This is a genomic window from Pseudomonas sp. NPDC087697, assembly GCF_044743155.1.
GTDB lineage: Bacteria > Pseudomonadota > Gammaproteobacteria > Pseudomonadales > Pseudomonadaceae > Aquipseudomonas.
On the sequence record NZ_JBIUVW010000032.1, the window covers coordinates 29782 to 46662 of the forward strand.

General features: G+C 59.9%; 17 protein-coding genes and 1 pseudogene. 6 read left to right on the forward strand and 12 right to left on the reverse strand.

The genetic code is table 11. The annotated features are described in order from the left end of the window. Positions 1 to 74: 74 nt before the first annotated feature. Positions 75 to 1382, reverse strand: a complete 1308-nt coding sequence (locus ACIPIN_RS20065) for an MFS transporter (protein WP_401121271.1) — start codon at positions 1380 to 1382, stop codon at positions 75 to 77. A gap of 193 nt (positions 1383 to 1575) precedes the next feature. Next, positions 1576 to 2193 carry a DJ-1/PfpI family protein gene (locus ACIPIN_RS20070; RefSeq protein WP_401121274.1) on the reverse strand — a complete coding sequence of 206 codons (618 nt, stop codon included), beginning with the start codon at positions 2191 to 2193 and terminating at the stop codon, positions 1576 to 1578. Positions 2194 to 2381: 188 nt separating this feature from the next. Between ACIPIN_RS20070 and ACIPIN_RS20075 the strand changes: the two genes are divergently transcribed. Next, positions 2382 to 2690 carry an RcnB family protein gene (locus tag ACIPIN_RS20075; RefSeq protein WP_401121277.1) on the forward strand — a complete coding sequence of 103 codons (309 nt, stop codon included), beginning with the start codon at positions 2382 to 2384 and terminating at the stop codon, positions 2688 to 2690. A gap of 100 nt (positions 2691 to 2790) precedes the next feature. Next, positions 2791 to 3129, forward strand: coding sequence for an FKBP-type peptidyl-prolyl cis-trans isomerase (locus ACIPIN_RS20080; protein WP_401121279.1), 339 nt, complete (start codon positions 2791 to 2793; stop codon positions 3127 to 3129). A 6-nt stretch (positions 3130 to 3135) separates the two neighbouring features. On the opposite strand, the gene ACIPIN_RS20085 is transcribed toward ACIPIN_RS20080, so the two are convergent. After that, on the reverse strand, positions 3136 to 4041 hold the full coding sequence (locus ACIPIN_RS20085) for a LysR substrate-binding domain-containing protein (protein ID WP_401121282.1): 906 nt from the start codon (positions 4039 to 4041) through the stop codon (positions 3136 to 3138). Between the two features lie 105 nt (positions 4042 to 4146). Here ACIPIN_RS20085 and ACIPIN_RS20090 point away from each other — a divergent pair, with 105 nt between their 5' ends. Beyond that, entirely contained in the window at positions 4147 to 5382 is a 1236-nt protein-coding gene (locus ACIPIN_RS20090; protein WP_401121283.1) for an SGNH/GDSL hydrolase family protein, read from the forward strand. Between the two features lie 24 nt (positions 5383 to 5406). Here the strand turns inward: ACIPIN_RS20090 and ACIPIN_RS20095 are convergent, their stop codons facing one another. The 3 genes and pseudogenes from ACIPIN_RS20095 to ACIPIN_RS20105 form a co-directional block, all read right to left on the reverse strand. Next, entirely contained in the window at positions 5407 to 5742 is a 336-nt protein-coding gene (locus tag ACIPIN_RS20095; protein ID WP_401121286.1) for a hypothetical protein, read from the reverse strand. A gap of 52 nt (positions 5743 to 5794) precedes the next feature. Continuing rightward, positions 5795 to 5929: pseudogene (locus ACIPIN_RS20100) on the reverse strand (S-type Pyocin); the annotation flags it as partial. Between the two features lie 156 nt (positions 5930 to 6085). Continuing rightward, positions 6086 to 7204, reverse strand: coding sequence for a cytochrome P450 (locus ACIPIN_RS20105; RefSeq protein WP_401121288.1), 1119 nt, complete (start codon positions 7202 to 7204; stop codon positions 6086 to 6088). Between the two features lie 108 nt (positions 7205 to 7312). Here ACIPIN_RS20105 and ACIPIN_RS20110 point away from each other — a divergent pair, with 108 nt between their 5' ends. Further along, complete coding sequence (locus ACIPIN_RS20110) at positions 7313 to 8083, forward strand: ArsR/SmtB family transcription factor (RefSeq protein WP_401121335.1); 771 nt, start codon at positions 7313 to 7315, stop codon at positions 8081 to 8083. A 13-nt stretch (positions 8084 to 8096) separates the two neighbouring features. On the opposite strand, the gene ACIPIN_RS20115 is transcribed toward ACIPIN_RS20110, so the two are convergent. Beyond that, the gene (locus ACIPIN_RS20115; protein WP_401121291.1) at positions 8097 to 8705 is read right to left on the reverse strand and encodes a LysE family translocator; all 609 of its coding nucleotides are present in this window, start codon (positions 8703 to 8705) and stop codon (positions 8097 to 8099) included. 105 nt (positions 8706 to 8810) lie between these two features. Between ACIPIN_RS20115 and ACIPIN_RS20120 the strand changes: the two genes are divergently transcribed. Further along, positions 8811 to 9725 carry a LysR substrate-binding domain-containing protein gene (locus ACIPIN_RS20120; RefSeq protein WP_401121293.1) on the forward strand — a complete coding sequence of 305 codons (915 nt, stop codon included), beginning with the start codon at positions 8811 to 8813 and terminating at the stop codon, positions 9723 to 9725. Between the two features lie 193 nt (positions 9726 to 9918). Here the strand turns inward: ACIPIN_RS20120 and ACIPIN_RS20125 are convergent, their stop codons facing one another. The 5 genes from ACIPIN_RS20125 to ACIPIN_RS20145 all read right to left on the reverse strand — a co-directional run bounded on the left by ACIPIN_RS20125 (position 9919) and on the right by ACIPIN_RS20145 (position 16202). After that, a complete protein-coding gene (locus ACIPIN_RS20125; RefSeq protein ID WP_216744080.1) occupies positions 9919 to 10938 on the reverse strand; it encodes a branched-chain amino acid aminotransferase in 1020 nt (339 codons plus the stop codon). 280 nt (positions 10939 to 11218) lie between these two features. Next, positions 11219 to 12604 (reverse strand): dihydrolipoyl dehydrogenase, encoded by a 1386-nt coding sequence (lpdA, locus tag ACIPIN_RS20130; protein ID WP_401121294.1) that lies wholly within the window; start codon positions 12602 to 12604, stop codon positions 11219 to 11221. A gap of 18 nt (positions 12605 to 12622) precedes the next feature. Continuing rightward, complete coding sequence (locus tag ACIPIN_RS20135) at positions 12623 to 13906, reverse strand: dihydrolipoamide acetyltransferase family protein (protein WP_401121296.1); 1284 nt, start codon at positions 13904 to 13906, stop codon at positions 12623 to 12625. After that, positions 13907 to 14965, reverse strand: a complete 1059-nt coding sequence (locus ACIPIN_RS20140; protein WP_401121298.1) for an alpha-ketoacid dehydrogenase subunit beta — start codon at positions 14963 to 14965, stop codon at positions 13907 to 13909. It abuts the gene before it with no gap. Between the two features lies 1 nt (position 14966). Continuing rightward, positions 14967 to 16202: a 3-methyl-2-oxobutanoate dehydrogenase (2-methylpropanoyl-transferring) subunit alpha gene (locus ACIPIN_RS20145; RefSeq protein ID WP_401121300.1), complete on the reverse strand. Its 1236-nt coding sequence runs from the start codon at positions 16200 to 16202 to the stop codon at positions 14967 to 14969. Between the two features lie 185 nt (positions 16203 to 16387). Between ACIPIN_RS20145 and bkdR the strand changes: the two genes are divergently transcribed. Further along, on the forward strand, positions 16388 to 16876 hold the full coding sequence (gene bkdR / locus ACIPIN_RS20150; protein ID WP_071555481.1) for a Bkd operon transcriptional regulator BkdR: 489 nt from the start codon (positions 16388 to 16390) through the stop codon (positions 16874 to 16876). Positions 16877 to 16881 lie beyond the last annotated feature (5 nt).

Sequence of the window (16881 nt, forward strand, 5' to 3'; positions counted from 1 at the left end):
GCCTCGCAGGCTCGACAGCTGCTACGGGAGCAGTTCGGCACCGCATTTCAACGTTCTAGAGATGCCTATGCTCATCAAGGGGCAGGGGCGGCTTGCAAACGGCCGGTCGAGCGCCGGTACAGGTAAAGCGTTGCGCACAACGCACACAGCGCAGCGAAACTCATCCAGTAACCGGGGGCGGCCTTATCGCCTGAGTATTGAATCAAGAAGGTCGAAATCGCCGGGGTGAAGCCGCCGAACACCGCAGTCGCCAGGCTGTAGGCCAGGGAGAAACCGGCCACGCGAACTTCCACCGGCATGATTTCGGTCAGCGCAGCAACCATTGCGCCGTTGTACAAACCGTAAATGAACGACAGCCACAACAGCACCAGCAGCATGTTGATGAAGCTCGGTGCCTGGGCCAGGTATGACAACGCCGGATAGGCCGTGGCCAGGGTCAGCAGGGTCATGGCGAGCAGCACCGGACGTCGGCCGATGCGGTCCGACAGTGCGCCGCCCAGTGGCAGCCAGCAGAAGTTCGACACGCCGACCAGCAAGGTCACCAGCAACGCATCGGAGGTGCTCAGGTGCAGCACGGTTTTGCCGAAGGTCGGCGCGTACACAGTGATCAGGTAAAACGCGGTGGTGGTCAGCGCCACCATCAGCATCCCGGCGATTACGATCTGCCAGTTCTGCAGCAGTGTGCCGAACACCTGACGCATGCTTGGGCGGTGGCTGCGAGCAGTGAACTCTGCGGTTTCTTCGAGATTGCGCCGCAGTAAAAAGATGAACGGCACAATCATGCAACCGACGAAAAACGGAATGCGCCAGCCCCAGTCGGCGATCATCGTCGCGGGCATCCATTGGTTCAGCGCATAGCCCAGCGCGGCGGCAATGACGATTGCCACTTGCTGACTGGCCGACTGCCAACTGGTGAAAAAGCCCTTGCGGCCCGGTGTGGCGATTTCCGCCAGGTACACCGACACGCCGCCCAGTTCCGCGCCCGCGGAAAAGCCTTGAAGCAGACGGCCGATCAACACCAGCGCCGGGGCAAACAGGCCGATGGTCTCGTAGCCGGGCACCAGCACAATCAGAATCGTGCCGCTGGCCATGATCGACAGGGTGACGATCAAACCTTTGCGGCGACCAACATCATCGATGTACGCACCGAGAATCACCGCGCCCAACGGCCGCATCAGAAAGCCTGCGCCAAACACCGCGAAGGTCATCATCAGCGAGGCGAATTCGCTGCTGGCAGGGAAGAACGCCGCCGCAATATACGTGGCGTAGAAACCGAAGAGGAAGAAGTCGAACTGTTCCAGGAAGTTGCCCGAGGTGACCCGGAAAATTGCACTGGCCTTGCTGCGAGCGGATGTCGCTGGCGGATGGGTTGTAGCCTGCATGTTTTGTCTCCCGCGCTTTTTATGACATGCGCAACGTGGCGCATGGATCTTATTAGGGCGGGATACTGGGGCAGGTCGATCGATATGATAAATGCATATTTAGCATCTATTGATGCGTGCAGATTATCACTGGAGCGAAGCCCTCCAATGAGTCACTGCACGTGCTGCAGCGTGGTGTTTTATCTCGTTACGGTCAGATAACCGCCTGCATCGCGGAGTGGATATGCGACAGCGCTCGCGTTACGTACTCGTCCTTTTCGCCCACCGGGGCGAAATAGTGCAGCACCTCGCGGGCGGCTTCGTGGCTCTTCAGGCGGGCGATCAGCCAGGCCGAGAGGTACTGCGCCGACAGACAGCCGCCGGCCGTGGCGATATTGCCGTCGCTATAAAACGCCTGATTGATGATGTTGATTCCGGCGGCCTCCACCCACGGTTTGCTGGTGGTATCGGTGCAGGCCGGTGCGTGGCCCAGCAATCCAAGCCTGGCCAACAGAAACGTGCCGGAGCATTGCGCTGCCAGCAGTTGTCGGGTGGAGTCCATCCGTAGTTGATCCATGATCGCCGGGTCGTTGGCCACCTCTCGGGTTTTCATCCCGCTGCCCACCAGCACCGCATCGGCCTGACAGGCTTGTGCAAGGTCGATGTGGGCGTCGATGGTCAATCCGTTCATGGACGTCACTCGCGGCGTTGGCGAGGCAATGCTCACGCGCCAGTTCTTATCTCCCAGCAGGGAAATCCGGCTCAACATGCCGAAGGCAATCAAGGAATCCAGTTCGTTGAAACCATCGAACGTCAGAATGGCGATGTGCATGGCAATCATCCGGCAGGGCCCGCTCAGGCAGGCGCGATTGTATTTTCAGCAGACTACTCTGGTCTTTGGTGGAAACGCCGGTACAGTCAATCGCAGAATCATCGCTACAGTGAGATGTGAGCGTTTCGAATGATTGGATGCAATCGCGGTCCCGGAACGGGTGCCACGAATTCACTGGAGGAATACTGATGCTGCATCAAAAAAACCTGACCATTCTGGCTCTGTTTGCGGGTCTTACCGTTGTCTGCCCGATGGCCCTGGCCGATGATCCCGTGCAAGCCAGCGTCCAGGCGTCACCGATCAACGCTCGGAACCTGCAAGTCGGCGATCATGCGCCGGACATCTACAGACGCTATGACAAAGCCCTGGCCGACTGGAAGAGTCGCGGTTTGAAAACCCCGCAAAGCCAGAGCCAGTGGGTGCAAATCAACGACAAGTACATGCTGGTGCACACCACCAACGGACAGATTCTGGCGGTCATGCCGATTGAGCGTTGAGCCGCTTCAGGCACCAGTGTTTTCAACAGGATTGCTCTGCGAGGCGAAATCTGAGAAAACGCGGTCCGTGTTTAGGGTCATCGCTAACGAGAGAGCAGTAATGAACGAAGAATTGCAGGTCATCGACCTTGAAGTGGGCGATGGCAAAGCGGCCGTCAAAGGCGCCTTGATTACCACCCAGTACCGCGGTTTTCTTGAGGACGGTACGACCTTCGACTCGTCGTATGATCGTGGCAAACCTTTTCAGTGCGTGATCGGCACTGGCCGTGTGATCAAAGGTTGGGATCAGGGCTTGATGGGCATGAAGGTTGGTGGAAAGCGCAAGTTGCTGGTGCCGGCGCATCTGGCCTATGGCGAGCGTTCGATGGGCGCCATCACGCCCAATTCCAATCTGATTTTCGAGATTGAATTGCTAGAAGTGCTGACGCGCGACGATTGACGGCTGTTACGCCTGGAACCCTGGCAACTGGCTGATTCGCTCACTGAGAAACTCTGTGAGCAACCGCGCGCGCAACGGTCGATACCGTCGTTCCGGGTAGAGCAGGAACGCTTCGTTGGCCGGGCCGCTCCACTGCGGCAGCACCCGTACCAACTGGCCGCTTTCCAGCAGATCGCTGACCAGCCAGGCCGGGGTGATGCACAGCCCTGTGCCGAGCAGAAGGCCGTCGCGGATCGCCAATGAGCTGTTGGCTCGATAGCGTCCTTGAGCGATGACCGTTGCACGTTCACTGTCGGGGCCGCTCAGTTCCAGTTGATCGCCGGTGGTCAGCCAGGCGAAGCGCAGGAAGTTGTGTTGGTCCAGATCCGTCGGGTGCGTCAATGGCGGATGCTTGCGCAGGTACGCAGGCGCCGCCACCAGCATCCGTGGCGATGTTGCGACACGGCGGGCGATAACATTCGATGGCAGTGCGCCTCCCAGACGCAGGGCCAGGTCGACGTTTTCCTCGGTCAAGTCGACAAAGCGGTCATTGAGGATCAACTCGATCTCGATCTCCGGGTACTGCGCCATAAACTCCAGCAGCAAGGCATTCAGGCGCAACACGCCGAGGCTGACCGGTGCGTTGATGCGCAGCAACCCTTGGGGGCGTTCGGTCAGGCCTCTGACATCGGCGAGCGCTTCGTCGTATTCCTCAAGAATCCGTTTCGTGCGTTCGTAGAAACGCTTGCCCGGCTCGGTCGGCGTCAATCCGCTGCTGCCACGGGTCAACAGGCGCGCACCCAGTTGTTTTTCCAGGGCGGCGATCAGCTTGCTGACGCTGGGTTGAGTGGTTTCCAGCTCACGGGCGGCCGCGGACAGACTGCCGAGTTCGAGCGCACGGACAAAGCACTGCATGGCTTTCAGATCATTCATGGTATTCAATTATGGAATGGACTGTATTCGAATTAACCTTCTATCACGTGTTTTGTGAATAGAACACGCTGACCTCCTCGAAACGCTTCCTCAAGGAGATTCAGCATGAAAAGCCTTCACGGTGCATTGCCAGTGATTCTGTCGTTGAGCGCCTTGTTCGCCATGGCGCCGGTCAACGCCCAGGAGCATTGGGTCAGCACCTGGACCGCCAGCCCTCAACCGATCTGGGGGCATGAGCTGCCACTGCCCACACGCATTCCCGAAACCCTCACCGACAGCACCGTGCATCAGCAGCTGCGAATCAGCAGCGCGGGTGACCGGGTGCGCGTGGTGATTTCCAACGAGTACGGTCAGCAGCCTCTGGTGATCGGCGCTGCCCGGCTGAAGCGGGTCGAGGAGGGCAATGCTGGACAACCGCTGACCTTCAATGGCCAGACGCAATTGCGCATCGCCCCCGGCGAAAAACGCACCAGCGACCCGATTGACCTCCATGTCCCAGCCCTCGCGGAACTGCTGGTCTCGCTGTACTTGCCGCAACGCACGCCGCTGACCACCTTCCATTGGGACGGCAAGCAAACAGCCTTTATCAGTCCCGGCAACCAGACCCAGACCCAGACCCAGACCAAGCACCTGGCCGGTACCAGTGAGGTCGAAGCACGGTTGTTCCTCAGTGAAGTACTGGTCGACGCGGCCCCCGAAACCCGTGGCGTCGTGGTGTTGGGGGATTCGATCACCGACGGTCGTGGCTCGACGCTGAACGGCAATCGGCGCTGGACTGACTTTCTCGCGCAACGCTTGAGCACCCAGCCTGTCGCCGTGCTCAACGCCGGGATCTCTGGCGCGCGGCTACTGGAAGACGGTATGGGCGTGAGTGCGGCCAAGCGCTTCGAGCGCGACGTGTTGCGCCAGCCCGGCGTCAGCAGCGTGGTGTTGATGCTGGGGATCAACGACATCAGCTGGCCGGGCAGCACCTTCGCGCCGAATACGCCGATACCGACACTGGAGACGCTGATCGCCGGTTATCAGCGCCTGATCGACCAGGCGCGGCAGCATAAGGTACGGATCATCGGCACGACCCTGATGCCGTTTGAAAACGCGCTCCAGGGTGCGCCGATCGTGCACTACTACAGCGCCGAGAAAGATCAGTTGCGTCAGGCGCTCAACCAGTGGATTCGCAGCAGCGGGGCGTTCGAAGCGGTGATCGACTTCGACCGGATCATGCGCGACCCACAGCATCCGACACGTTTTCTGCCGATCTACGACTCGGGCGATCACCTGCATCCGGGAGATGTCGGGAATCAGGTGATGGCCGAGGCCGTTGATCTGGACGCTTTGTTTTAGGATTTTCTGCAGTTTGAAGAAGAATCAGGTAAACAACTCAATATCTTCAAGAGTGTCCGAGATGACGGGTTCAAGAGAAGGGAATCGCTCCTTCGCAAGCTTAAAGGCTGCGAGTACCTTCTCTACCTCCAGCTGACCGTGTCGGCGTGCAACATGGCCAAGGGCTGTGATGGCCGCTGATGCAACATTTTCACTCTCACTGTTCAGACAGTGCAGGCATGTGTTCTGAGCCCACACACCATCCGGCTCGTTAAGGCCGATAGAAATCAGTGCCGCGATAACGTCCGCCTCATTTCCCGCAGCAAGAAGAGTGTTCGCTTCGTCGTGGTTCATTGATGGATCTTGATAGAGCAGGCTCACTTTTTAACTCCCTGAATGTTGCCTTTGTTGTCGACCGTTCCGGCTTTGATCAGAGCATATATTCATATGCCTGCTGTCGAGCCTCGCGCTCTGCAAGCTCGGTTGGCGTCATGTATCGGGAGGTGCGGTGATGACCGTCACCTGACGGAGGATTCCAGACTTTTGGTATGTCCTTGCTATGAGCCATGCGCGTCCTTGTTTCGCCTGTTAAATGCGACGAGACGCTATCTCAAGTATGAGTGTCGTGGCTGTAGGACGGGTCTGAAAAATGTGTCCCGGTAACGCTCGCGATGTACGGCATGGGGAAGGGCTTCGAACATTATCGCAATCATGACTGGACCTCCTACCGCTCGCGAAATAACGGGATACGCCCGTTCAAGGAAGGGCGGTACTCCCAGGCAAGCTGATCCAGTGCACCGGTGTGTGTCAGGATTTCGCTGAGTGTGGCGCTTGCGATGCTCAAGGCCAGTGTCTGGCCGGGGCACTGATGGCGGCCGGCGCCGAAGGTGAAGCTGCGGCGAGCCGGGCGGTCGAGGATCAAGGTGTCCGGGTTGTCGTTGAGCTGTGGGTCGCGGTTGGCCGAGGCCAGCAGCACCAGAATGACATCGCCGGGTTTGAGACTCGCGCCGTCGATTTCACAGGGCGCGCTGACGAAGCGACGGGTGTTCTGGACCGAAGGATCATGGCGTTGAACTTCTGTCAGAAGGTCGCTGATCCGCGCCGGGGCACGCTGCATTTCACCCTTGAGGTGCGGGTTGCGGATCAATGCCAGCAAGGCGTTGCCGATCAACCCAGCGGTGGCTTCGTAGGTCTGGGAAAGCAGGCCAATCAGGTTGGCGAGCAGGGCTTCGTGGTCTGCCATGCGCTGGAGAATGCTTTCAAGTAGAGGGCTTTGGTGGTCCCCCGCGCTCAGGCGTTCTACGAAGTAACCGTTTAAGTGTTCCGCTGCCGCATGGGCCGTGTCCAGCTGGGCCGGGCTGCTAAGGGGCGACAGGCACGCGACGAAATCAGCGGTCAGCTCGCTGAGTGTTCGACCCTCGGTTGGAGTGAAGCCGAGCAGCGCGGCGACCACGCAAACCGGGCCCATGAACATTGCCTTGTGCAGTCCGTCGGCGGACAGGCTGATCAACCGGGCGCGAACCAGTGCGCTGACCGTCTCTGCATCGATCATTTCCAGTCCCGGTTGTATGGCTGACCTCGGGCAGCGCTGGCGCTCACCGTCGTTCATCCGCATCAACTGGCCAAACACTTTGCCGGCGTAACCCTGCGCAATGGCCTTGGGCACCGGTTCGTGGGCCGGACGGACCTTGCAGTCGGGATGGGCCAGCACGGCGGCGACGGCGTGGGCGCTGCAGGCCACCCACAGGCCCAGACCTTGATGAAACGAAAGGCCACTTTCGGCCCGCAAGGCGGCGTAGTAAGGGTAGGGGTCGGAATGTGTCGCGGCGATGATCGGGTCCATGAGGCGCAGCCTTATTCGTCGGTGGAAAGTGTTGCTACTATCTCCAGTCCGCAAGGGCGACGATTCGTCCGGGAGCGAAATATGAACGTATCGAACGCAGTGAGTGGAGTGAACGTTGAACAACATGACATCGGCGTCTCGCAAGTGGCGGCGGCGATTGCCGAGCCGGCCCGGACGAAAATTCTCTGCTCGCTGATGGATGGCCACGCGCGTACCAGCACCGAACTGGCGACCATCGCCGACGTCAGCGCCTCTACCGCCAGCGCTCATCTGGCAAAACTGAAGGACCTGGCGTTGGTGCGGTTGCACGTTCAGGGCCGTCATCGTTATTACAGCCTGGCGGATCAACGGGTCGCCCAGGCCTTGGAGGCGCTGATGGTGATCGGCCAGAACGCCGCGCCAACCTTTACTCCCCGCACCCCGGATCGCCTGCAATTCGCCCGCACTTGTTACGACCACATGGCCGGGACGTTGGCAGTGTTGCTGCATGACCGAATGCTTGAGGCAGGTTGGTTGCTGGCGTCAGAGCAGGGCGATCAGCACTATGCGTTGAGTGAAACCGGTGAACGGTTCTTCGAAGGGCTGGGTATCGAAGTGAAAACCCTGAGCACCCTGCGCCGACGTTTTGCCTGTTCCTGTCTGGACTGGAGCATGCGCCGCCCGCATCTCGGCGGAGCATTGGGCGCGGCGTTGCTGCAAACGGCGATCAAGCGCAAATGGCTGACACAGGATCTGGACAGCCGTGCGCTGGCGTTGACGGCGACCGGACGCAAAGAGCTCTCGGCCAGGTTCGCGGTTGAACTGCCGGTTCAGGCGAAGGTGGAGCTGTCTGGTACCACTGAGCCAAGAAGTCGCTCGGTCGCCAGCCCTTCGCCATAGCAGCAGGTATTTGCTATCGGCTGGCCGAGGCCATCAGCACGCCAAAGCCTGCGAACGTTACACCTGACACCTTCGCGGCCAGCCAGGAACCTTTTTGGCTCGACAGCCAGCCTTTGGCCGCATTGGCGAGCACGGCATAGCTGCCATGAATCACGATCACCAGCACGCTGTAGGAGCTGACCAGGGTAAAAAACTGGCTGTAGTAGTGCGCCGAAGTGTCGATGAACTGCGGAAACACCGCCAGAAAGAAGAACACAGCCTTGGGGTTCAACAGCTGGAGCGACGCTGCTTCGATGAAGCGATACCCAGGGCTGGATGAGTTCACTTCACGCTCAGGGATGAAACGGTCTGTACGCCAGCTTTTGTAACCCAGGTACAAAAGATAGGCCGCGCCTGCGTATTTCAATGCGGTGAACGCGCTCGCGGAGGTCGCGAGTATCAGGCCAACGCTGGTTGCACTAATGCCGGCAACGACAAAGGCTCCCAGAGCAATGCCCAGGATACCCGGCAGTGCGCCAGTCCAGCCATGGCGCAGCGAGTTGGTAAGCGTCAGAACCACGCCAGGCCCTGGGCTGAGAATGGTCAAAGTGGCAAACAGTAGAAATAATCCGTAGCTATTCATTTTTCACTCCATCAGGTGGCGCTGGCTGCGTGCCCGCAGATTGGCGTGACGAGAAGGGCGTGACAAACGCTTTAATTGCACGGCATATGTGACTAAATTAGACGCATGATTAATCAACTACCCCCCTTGAACGCTGTTCGCGCTTTCGCGGTCGCTGCTCGTCATCAGAGCTTCAGTCTCGCGGCCGAGGAGCTGCATGTCAGTCACAGTGCCGTCAGTCGTCACATCAAACTGCTTGAGGAGCACCTGGGTGTGCTGCTGTTCGAGCGGCGTATCCGGCAATCGGTGCTGACTCCGGCAGGACAGAGTTTCTTTGAGCAGGTCAGCGCTGGTCTGTCACAGATTGCCAACGCCGCATCGGCACTCAAGCAACACGCCTCGCTGCGCACAGTGAAGATCAACGTCCGCCCGACTTTTGGCCAGCGCTGGCTGACGCCGAGACTGGCGGATTTCATGGCGCTGCACCCGGACATCAAAGCGCAGGTGGTCACTTCCACGCTGGCGCCCGATCACGCACGAGACGGATTCGACATTGTTATTCGACGTGGTCGCGACGGCTGGGCGCCCGACATTCACGCTCAGGTACTGTTTGAAGACGAACTGCTGCTGGTCGCGGCGCCATCGCTGATCAAGCGTTTACCGCTCGACGACTTGAACGCCCTGAGCCGACATACCTTGCTGACCGCCAAGACACGTCGTGAGGACTGGCACAACTGGGCCCTGCTGTTTGGCGAAACACAGTCAGCGACTCAGGTAACGCTGCAGTTCGATCACATGCATCCGGTGCTTGAGGCCGCCGTGGAGGGACAGGGCATTGCCTTGTGTCCGGCCTCCTTGCTGGGCAGCGACCTGTCGAGCGGCCGGCTGATCTGCCCGTTGCCCGGACTGCGGATGCCGTTGCCGCGTTATTACTACGGTGTTGCGCCGGACGTGACGGGGCACACTCAGGTCTTTCTTGAGTGGTTGTTTGCCCGGATCGAAGCCGATGCCGGTCAGGTGGAGCGGTTGATTGCAGGATGATTTGAAGATCAAAAGATCGCAGCCTTCGGCAGCTCCTACGGATGTACACCGCTCTTTGTATGGAGGTGACGGCGCAGACCCAGGTGTTTTGTAGGAGCTGCCGCAGGCTGCGATCTTGACGCTTTCCCGGTCAACAAAAAGCCCACCCACCGCGTTAGCGATGGGTGGGCTTTTTAGTGCCTCAAGCGCTGGATCAGACCTTGACGATCCAGCCCTCTGGCGCTTCGATGTCGCCAGTTTGCACACCGGTCAGCTCTTTGTAGAGCTTCTGAGTGACCGGGCCGACTTCGGTTTCGCTGTGGAACACGTGCAGTTTGCCGTTGTACTCGATGCCGCCGATTGGCGTGATCACCGCAGCAGTACCGCAGGCGCCGGCTTCCTTGAAGTCGCCGATCTTGTCGATGAACACATCGCCTTCAATGACTTCCATGCCCAGACGCGATTTAGCCAGCTCGATCAACGACAGACGGGTGATGCCCGGCAATACCGAAGGGGATTTCGGCGTGACGAATTTGTTGTCGTGGGTGATACCAAAGAAGTTGGCCGAGCCGACTTCTTCGATCTTCGTGTGGGTCATCGGGTCCAGGTAGATGCAGTCGGCGAAATGCGCCTTCTTGGCCTCGGAGCCGGGCATCAGGCTGGCAGCGTAGTTGCCACCGACCTTGGCAGCACCGGTGCCTTGTGGGGCGGCGCGGTCGTAGCTGGAAATCAGGAAGTTGTGCGGGGTCAGGCCGCCCTTGAAGTAGGCGCCGACCGGGATGCAGAAGATCGAGAAGAGAAACTCGGGAGCGGTGCGCACGCCGATGTTGTCACCCACGCCGATCACGAACGGACGCAGGTACAGCGCGCCGCCAGTGCCGTACGGCGGAATGAAACGCTCATTGGCACGAACCACGGCCTTGCAGGCTTCGATGAAGTCTTCGGTTTCCACCTGCGCCATCAGCAGGCGAGCGCAGCTGCGCTGCATGCGCAGGGCGTTCTGGTCCGGGCGGAACAGGTTGATCGAACCGTCCTTGCAACGATAGGCCTTCATGCCTTCGAAGCATTGCTGGCCGTAGTGCAGGGCGGTCGAGCCTTCGCTGATGTGCAGCACGTTGTCGGAGGTCAAGGTGCCTTTATCCCAGGAACCGTTGCGCCAGTACGACAGATAACGCTTGTCTGTCTTGATGTAGTCAAAACCCAGCTTGTCCCAATTGATGCTTTCGTTACCCATGACACCCTCTATCACTTAACAATCGCCTGAACGGTTCAAGGCTTCTGACGTTTTTCTGGATGGGGACAACAATACTTCATTCCGGGCCGAATTCGCAGCCCGGAATTTGATCCATTCGTAGCAGCTGTCGAGCACCGCGAGGCTGCGTTCGGCGGCGCAGCCGTCGCAATATCTGCAACCGCGTTCTTGCAGGCTGACCGCATCAGCCGGATTACGGCGGCTTTGCCGCCGAACGCAGCCTCGCGGTGCTCGACAGCTGCTACGGGGGGGCGGCAGCTTTTTAAAGGTGTAACGCGTGACCAAGGGCACGCAACGCCGCTTCCTGCACCGCTTCACCCAACGTCGGGTGGGCGTGGATGGTGCCGGCGATGTCTTCCAGGCGTGCGCCCATTTCCAGGGACTGGCCGAACGCTGTCGACAACTCGGACACGCCGACACCGACCGCTTGCCAGCCAACAATCAGATGATTGTCACGCCGTGCGACCACCCGCACGAAGCCGCTTTTCGACTCCAGGGTCATCGCCCGGCCATTGGCGGCGAACGGGAAGTTCGACACGATGCAATCCAGGCCTGCAGCCTTGGCTTCGTCCGGAGTCTTGCCGACCACCACCAGTTCCGGGTCGGTAAAACACACGGCAGCGATGGCGGTCGGATTGAACTCGCGGTGTTTGCCCGAGATCAGCTCGGCGACCATTTCACCCTGTGCCATGGCGCGGTGGGCGAGCATCGGCTCGCCACTCAGGTCGCCAATGGCCCAGACGTTACGCATGCTGGTCGCGCAGCGGTTGTCGATCTTGATCGCCGAACCGTTCATGTCCAGGTTCAACGCTTCAAGGTTCCAGCCCTGTGTGTTGGGTTTGCGCCCGACCGCCACCAGCACCTGATCGGTGGCGAGGTTCAGGGTTTCACCGTTCGGGTCGCGCACTTGCAAGGTATTTGCTTGTGAATCAAAGCCTTCAACGCTGTGCTTCAAGTAAAGCTTCACGCCGAGTTGTTTGAGTGCTTCGCTCACCGGTTGGGTCAGTTCGGCGTCGTACGCCGGCAGAATCCGATCCTGCGCCTCGACCACGCTGACTTCAGCGCCAAGCTTGCGGTAGGCAATGCCCAGCTCAAGCCCGATGTAGCCGCCGCCAACCACGATCAGCCGTTTTGGCACGCTTGTCGGCGCCAGGGCTTCGGTGGAGGAGATGATCGGCCCACCGATTGGCAGCATCGGCAGGTTGACGCTTTTCGAACCAGTGGCCAGCAGCAGGTGCTCGCACTGGATACGGGTGTCGCCGACTTCGACGGTTTTGCCGTCGATGACCTTGGCCCAGCCGTGAATGACCTGGACCTTGTGCTTTTTCAGCAGCGCCGCGACGCCGGTGGTCAGGCGATCAACGATGCCGTCCTTCCACTCGACGCTTTTGCCGATGTCCAGGGTCGGCGCCGAGACGTTGATCCCGAGAGCCGAATGCTGGCTGTGGTGTTGAGTCTGATGGAACTGCTCGGCCACATGAATCAGCGCTTTCGACGGAATGCAGCCGATGTTCAGGCACGTGCCGCCGAGCGCCTGGCCTTCTACCAGTATGGTGTTGATGCCCAGTTGGCCTGCGCGAATCGCCGCTACATAACCGCCAGGGCCGCCGCCGATGATCAGCAGTGTGGTGTTCAGAGTCTGTTGCATGCCTTGCTCCACAAATGCTTATTCCACGAACAGCGTGGTGGGTTGTTCGAGCAGGCCACGGATGGCCTGGATGAATTGCGCCGCGTCCATGCCATCGACCACCCGGTGATCGAAGGAGCTGGAGAGGTTCATCATCTTGCGAATCACGATCTGGCCTTTGATCACCATTGGCCGTTCAACGATCTTGTTGACGCCGACGATGGCCACTTCCGGCAGGTTCAGCACCGGGGTGCTGACGATGCCACCCAAGGCGCCGAGGCTGGTCAGGGTGATGGTCGAGCCGGACAGTTCGTCGCGGGCGGCCTTGCCATTGCGCGCAGCAGTGGCCAAACGGGCGATTTCCGCGGCGCTGTCCCACAGGCTGCGAGCTTCGGCGTGACGTACCACGGGCACCATCAAGCCAATGTCGCTTTGGGTCGCGACGCCCACATGCACGGCGCCGAGGCGGGTGATGACCTGGGCTTCGTCGTCGTAACGGGCGTTGATCTGCGGGAAGTCGCGCAGGGCAACGACCATGGCGCGCACCAGGAATGGCAGCAAGGTCAGCTTGCCGCGAGTGGCGCCGTGCTTTTCATTCAGATGCGCACGCAGTTCTTCCACCGCGGTCACGTCGATTTCTTCGACATAACTGAAGTGTGCAGCGCGCTGGGTGGCGTCCTGCATGCGCTGGGCGATCTTGCGACGCATGCCGATCACCGGGATCTGCTGCTCGTCATTGCGTTCGGCGTAAGCGGCGCCGGCAGTCGATTTAACGGATGGACCGTGGGCGAGATACGCGTCGAGGTCTTCATACAGAATCCGCCCGGCAGGGCCAGTGCCCTGAACCAGACGCAACTGAATGCCGGCGTCGAGTGCATGTTTACGCACGGCCGGAGAGGCCAATGGACGTTCGTCGGCCTCGCGGGCCACCGGCGCTTGTGCCGCAGGGCGAGAGACTGGGGCGGGTTTGCTGGCAACCACGGTTTCAACCTTGGGTGCAGCCACAGCGGCGGCTTTCGGCGCCTCTTCCTTGACTTCTTTCACAGCGGCCGGCTGCGAGGACTCTTTGACGTTGCCCGCGCCTTCTACTTCGATGCTGATCAGAATGCTGCCCACGGCCATGACTTCGCCAGGCACACCGCCAAGGGCGATGACCTTGCCATGCACCGGGGACGGAATGTCGACCATCGCCTTGTCGGTCATGACATCGGCCAGTACCTGATCTTCGACGACCATGTCGCCGACCTTGACGTGCCACACCGACAGTTCAACTTCTGCAATGCCTTCGCCAATGTCCGGCATTTTAATAACGTGCGTGCCCATTCAGACCTCCATAACCCGTTTCAAAGCCGCGCCCACACGGGACGGACCAGGGAAATACGCCCATTCCTGCGCATGCGGGTAGGGAGTGTCCCAACCGGTCACACGCTCGATTGGCGCCTCCAGGTAGTGGAAGCAATGTTCCTGAACCAGCGACACGAGTTCGGCGCCGAAACCGCAGGTGCGGGTGGCTTCGTGAACGATCACGCAGCGTCCGGTTTTCTTCACCGACTTGACGATGGTTTCCAGGTCCAGCGGCCACAGGCTGCGCAGGTCGATGACTTCGGCGTCGATACCGGTTTCTTCAGCGGCAACTTGCGAGACATAAACGGTGGTGCCGTAGGTCAGGATGGTCACGTCCTTGCCCGGACGGGTAATGGCGGCGACGTCCAGCGGTACGGTGTAGTAGCCGTCCGGCACTTGTGCGGCCGGGTGTTTCGACCACGGGGTTACCGGGCGGTCGTGGTGGCCGTCGAACGGGCCGTTGTACAGGCGTTTTGGCTCAAGGAAGATCACCGGGTCATCGTTTTCGATGGAGGCGATCAGCAGGCCTTTGGCGTCGTAAGGGTTGGACGGCATGACCGTGCGCAAACCGCAGACCTGGGTGAACATCGCCTCGATGCTCTGGCTGTGGGTCTGGCCGCCGTAGATACCGCCGCCGCAAGGCATGCGCAGGGTCATCGGGGCGGTGAACTCGCCGGCCGAGCGATAGCGCAGGCGTGCGGCTTCGGAAATGATCTGGTCCGATGCCGGGTAGACGTAGTCGGCGAACTGGATTTCGGCTACCGGCCGCAGACCGTAGGCACCCATGCCCACGGCGACGCCGACGATGCCGCTTTCCGAGATCGGTGCATCGAACACCCGCGAGGTGCCGTATTTGCTTTGCAGGCCTTCGGTGCAACGGAACACGCCGCCGAAGTAGCCGACGTCCTGGCCGAACACCACGACGTTGTCGTCGCGCTCAAGCATCACGTCCATGGCCGAGCGCAGGGCCTGGATCATGGTCATGGTGGTTGTGGTCATGGCGGTTTCCAACTCGATATTATTGTTGTGATCGTTCATGTCAGATCCCCAACTCTTGACGCTGGCGCTTCAAGTGCTCCGGCATCTCTTTATAGACGTCTTCGAACATGGTCGCGGCGCTTGGAATCTGGCCACCGGCGAGGGTGCCGTACTGCTCGGCTTCTTTCTGGGCTGCGATCACTTCGGCTTCGAGTTCGGCGCTGAGGGCGGTGTGCTCCTCATCAGACCATTGACCGATTTTCACCAGATGCTGCTTGAGGCGCGCAATCGGGTCGCCCAGCGGGAAGTGGCTCCAGTCGTCGGCAGGACGGTACTTGGATGGATCATCGGACGTCGAGTGCGGGCCGGCGCGGTAGGTGACCCATTCGATCATGGTCGGGCCGAGGTTGCGGCGGGCGCGTTCGGCGGCCCAGGCGGAGGCCGCGTAGACCGCGACGAAATCGTTGCCATCGACCCGCAGGGAGGCGATGCCGCAGCCGACGCCGCGACCGGCGAACGTAGTGGCTTCACCACCGGCAATCGCTTGGAACGTGGAGATCGCCCACTGGTTGTTGACCACGTTGAGGATCACTGGCGCACGGTAAACGTGAGCGAAGGTCAGGGCGGTGTGGAAGTCGGACTCGGCAGTGGCGCCGTCGCCGATCCAGGCCGAGGCGATTTTGGTGTCGCCCTTGATGGCCGAAGCCATGCCCCAGCCCACGCCTTGCACGAACTGGGTGGCGAGGTTGCCGGAGATAGTGAAGAAGCCGTGATCGCGCACCGAGTACATGATCGGCAACTGGCGGCCCTTGAGCGGATCGCGCTCGTTGGACAGCAGTTGGCAGATCAGGTCCACCAATGGCACTTCGCGGGCCATCAGAATGCTTTGCTGACGGTAAGTCGGGAAGCACATGTCGTCGATGTTCAGGGCCAGGGCCTGGGCGCTGCCGATGGCTTCTTCGCCAAGGCTTTGCATGTAGAACGACATCTTTTTCTGACGTTGGGCGACCACCATGCGGTTGTCGAAAATTCGCGTCTTGAGCATGGCGCGCATGCCTTTACGCAGAATCTCCACCGGCACGCCTTCCGCCCACGGACCCAGGGCATTGCCCCGATCGTCGAGCACGCGAATCAGGCCCTTGGCCAGATCAGCGGTATCGGCAGGTTCTACGTCGATTGGGGGTTTGCGCACCGTGCCGGCATCGGTCAGATGCAGGTAGGAGAAGTCGGTTTTGCAGCCGGGACGGCCCGAAGGTTCGGGAACGTGCAGGCGCAGCGGTTCGTACGCTTGGTTCATGGCTTCTACGCTCGATCTTGTGAATTTCTTGTAGTGAGCTGACCGTCATTCTTCGATAAAAGAAATCTTGTCCTACAACAATCATAGGCCGGGCCAAGAAGAATATTTATCTCTGTTTCGTTGCGCTTAAGGTCATTTGAGGATAAAAAATCTTTATAAACATAAAAAGCAGGTGGTTTTGTCTCATGCGCAAACTGGACCGTACGGATATCGGCATTCTCAACAGCCTTCAGGAGAACGCCCGCATCACCAACGCCGACCTCGCACGCTCGGTGAACCTGTCACCAACACCGTGCTTCAACCGGGTCAAGGCCATGGAAGAATTGGGGCTGATTCGCGAGCAGGTCACGCTGCTGGACGCCGAGTTGCTGGGGTTGCACGTCAACGTGTTCATTCACGTCAGCCTGGAGAAACAGGTAGAGGAGGCGCTGGCGCAGTTCGAAGCGGCGATTGCCAACCGACCGGAGGTGATGGAGTGCTACCTGATGGCCGGCGACCCGGATTATCTGATCCGCGTACTGGTGCCGACCATTCAGTCGCTGGAGCGTTTCATGATGGACTTTTTGACCAAAGTCCCGGGCGTCGCCAACATCCGCTCAAGCTTTGCGCTCAAGCAGGTACGCTACAAAACTGCATTGCCATTGCCAGCTAATGGGTTGACCCTGGCCAACTAATCCCG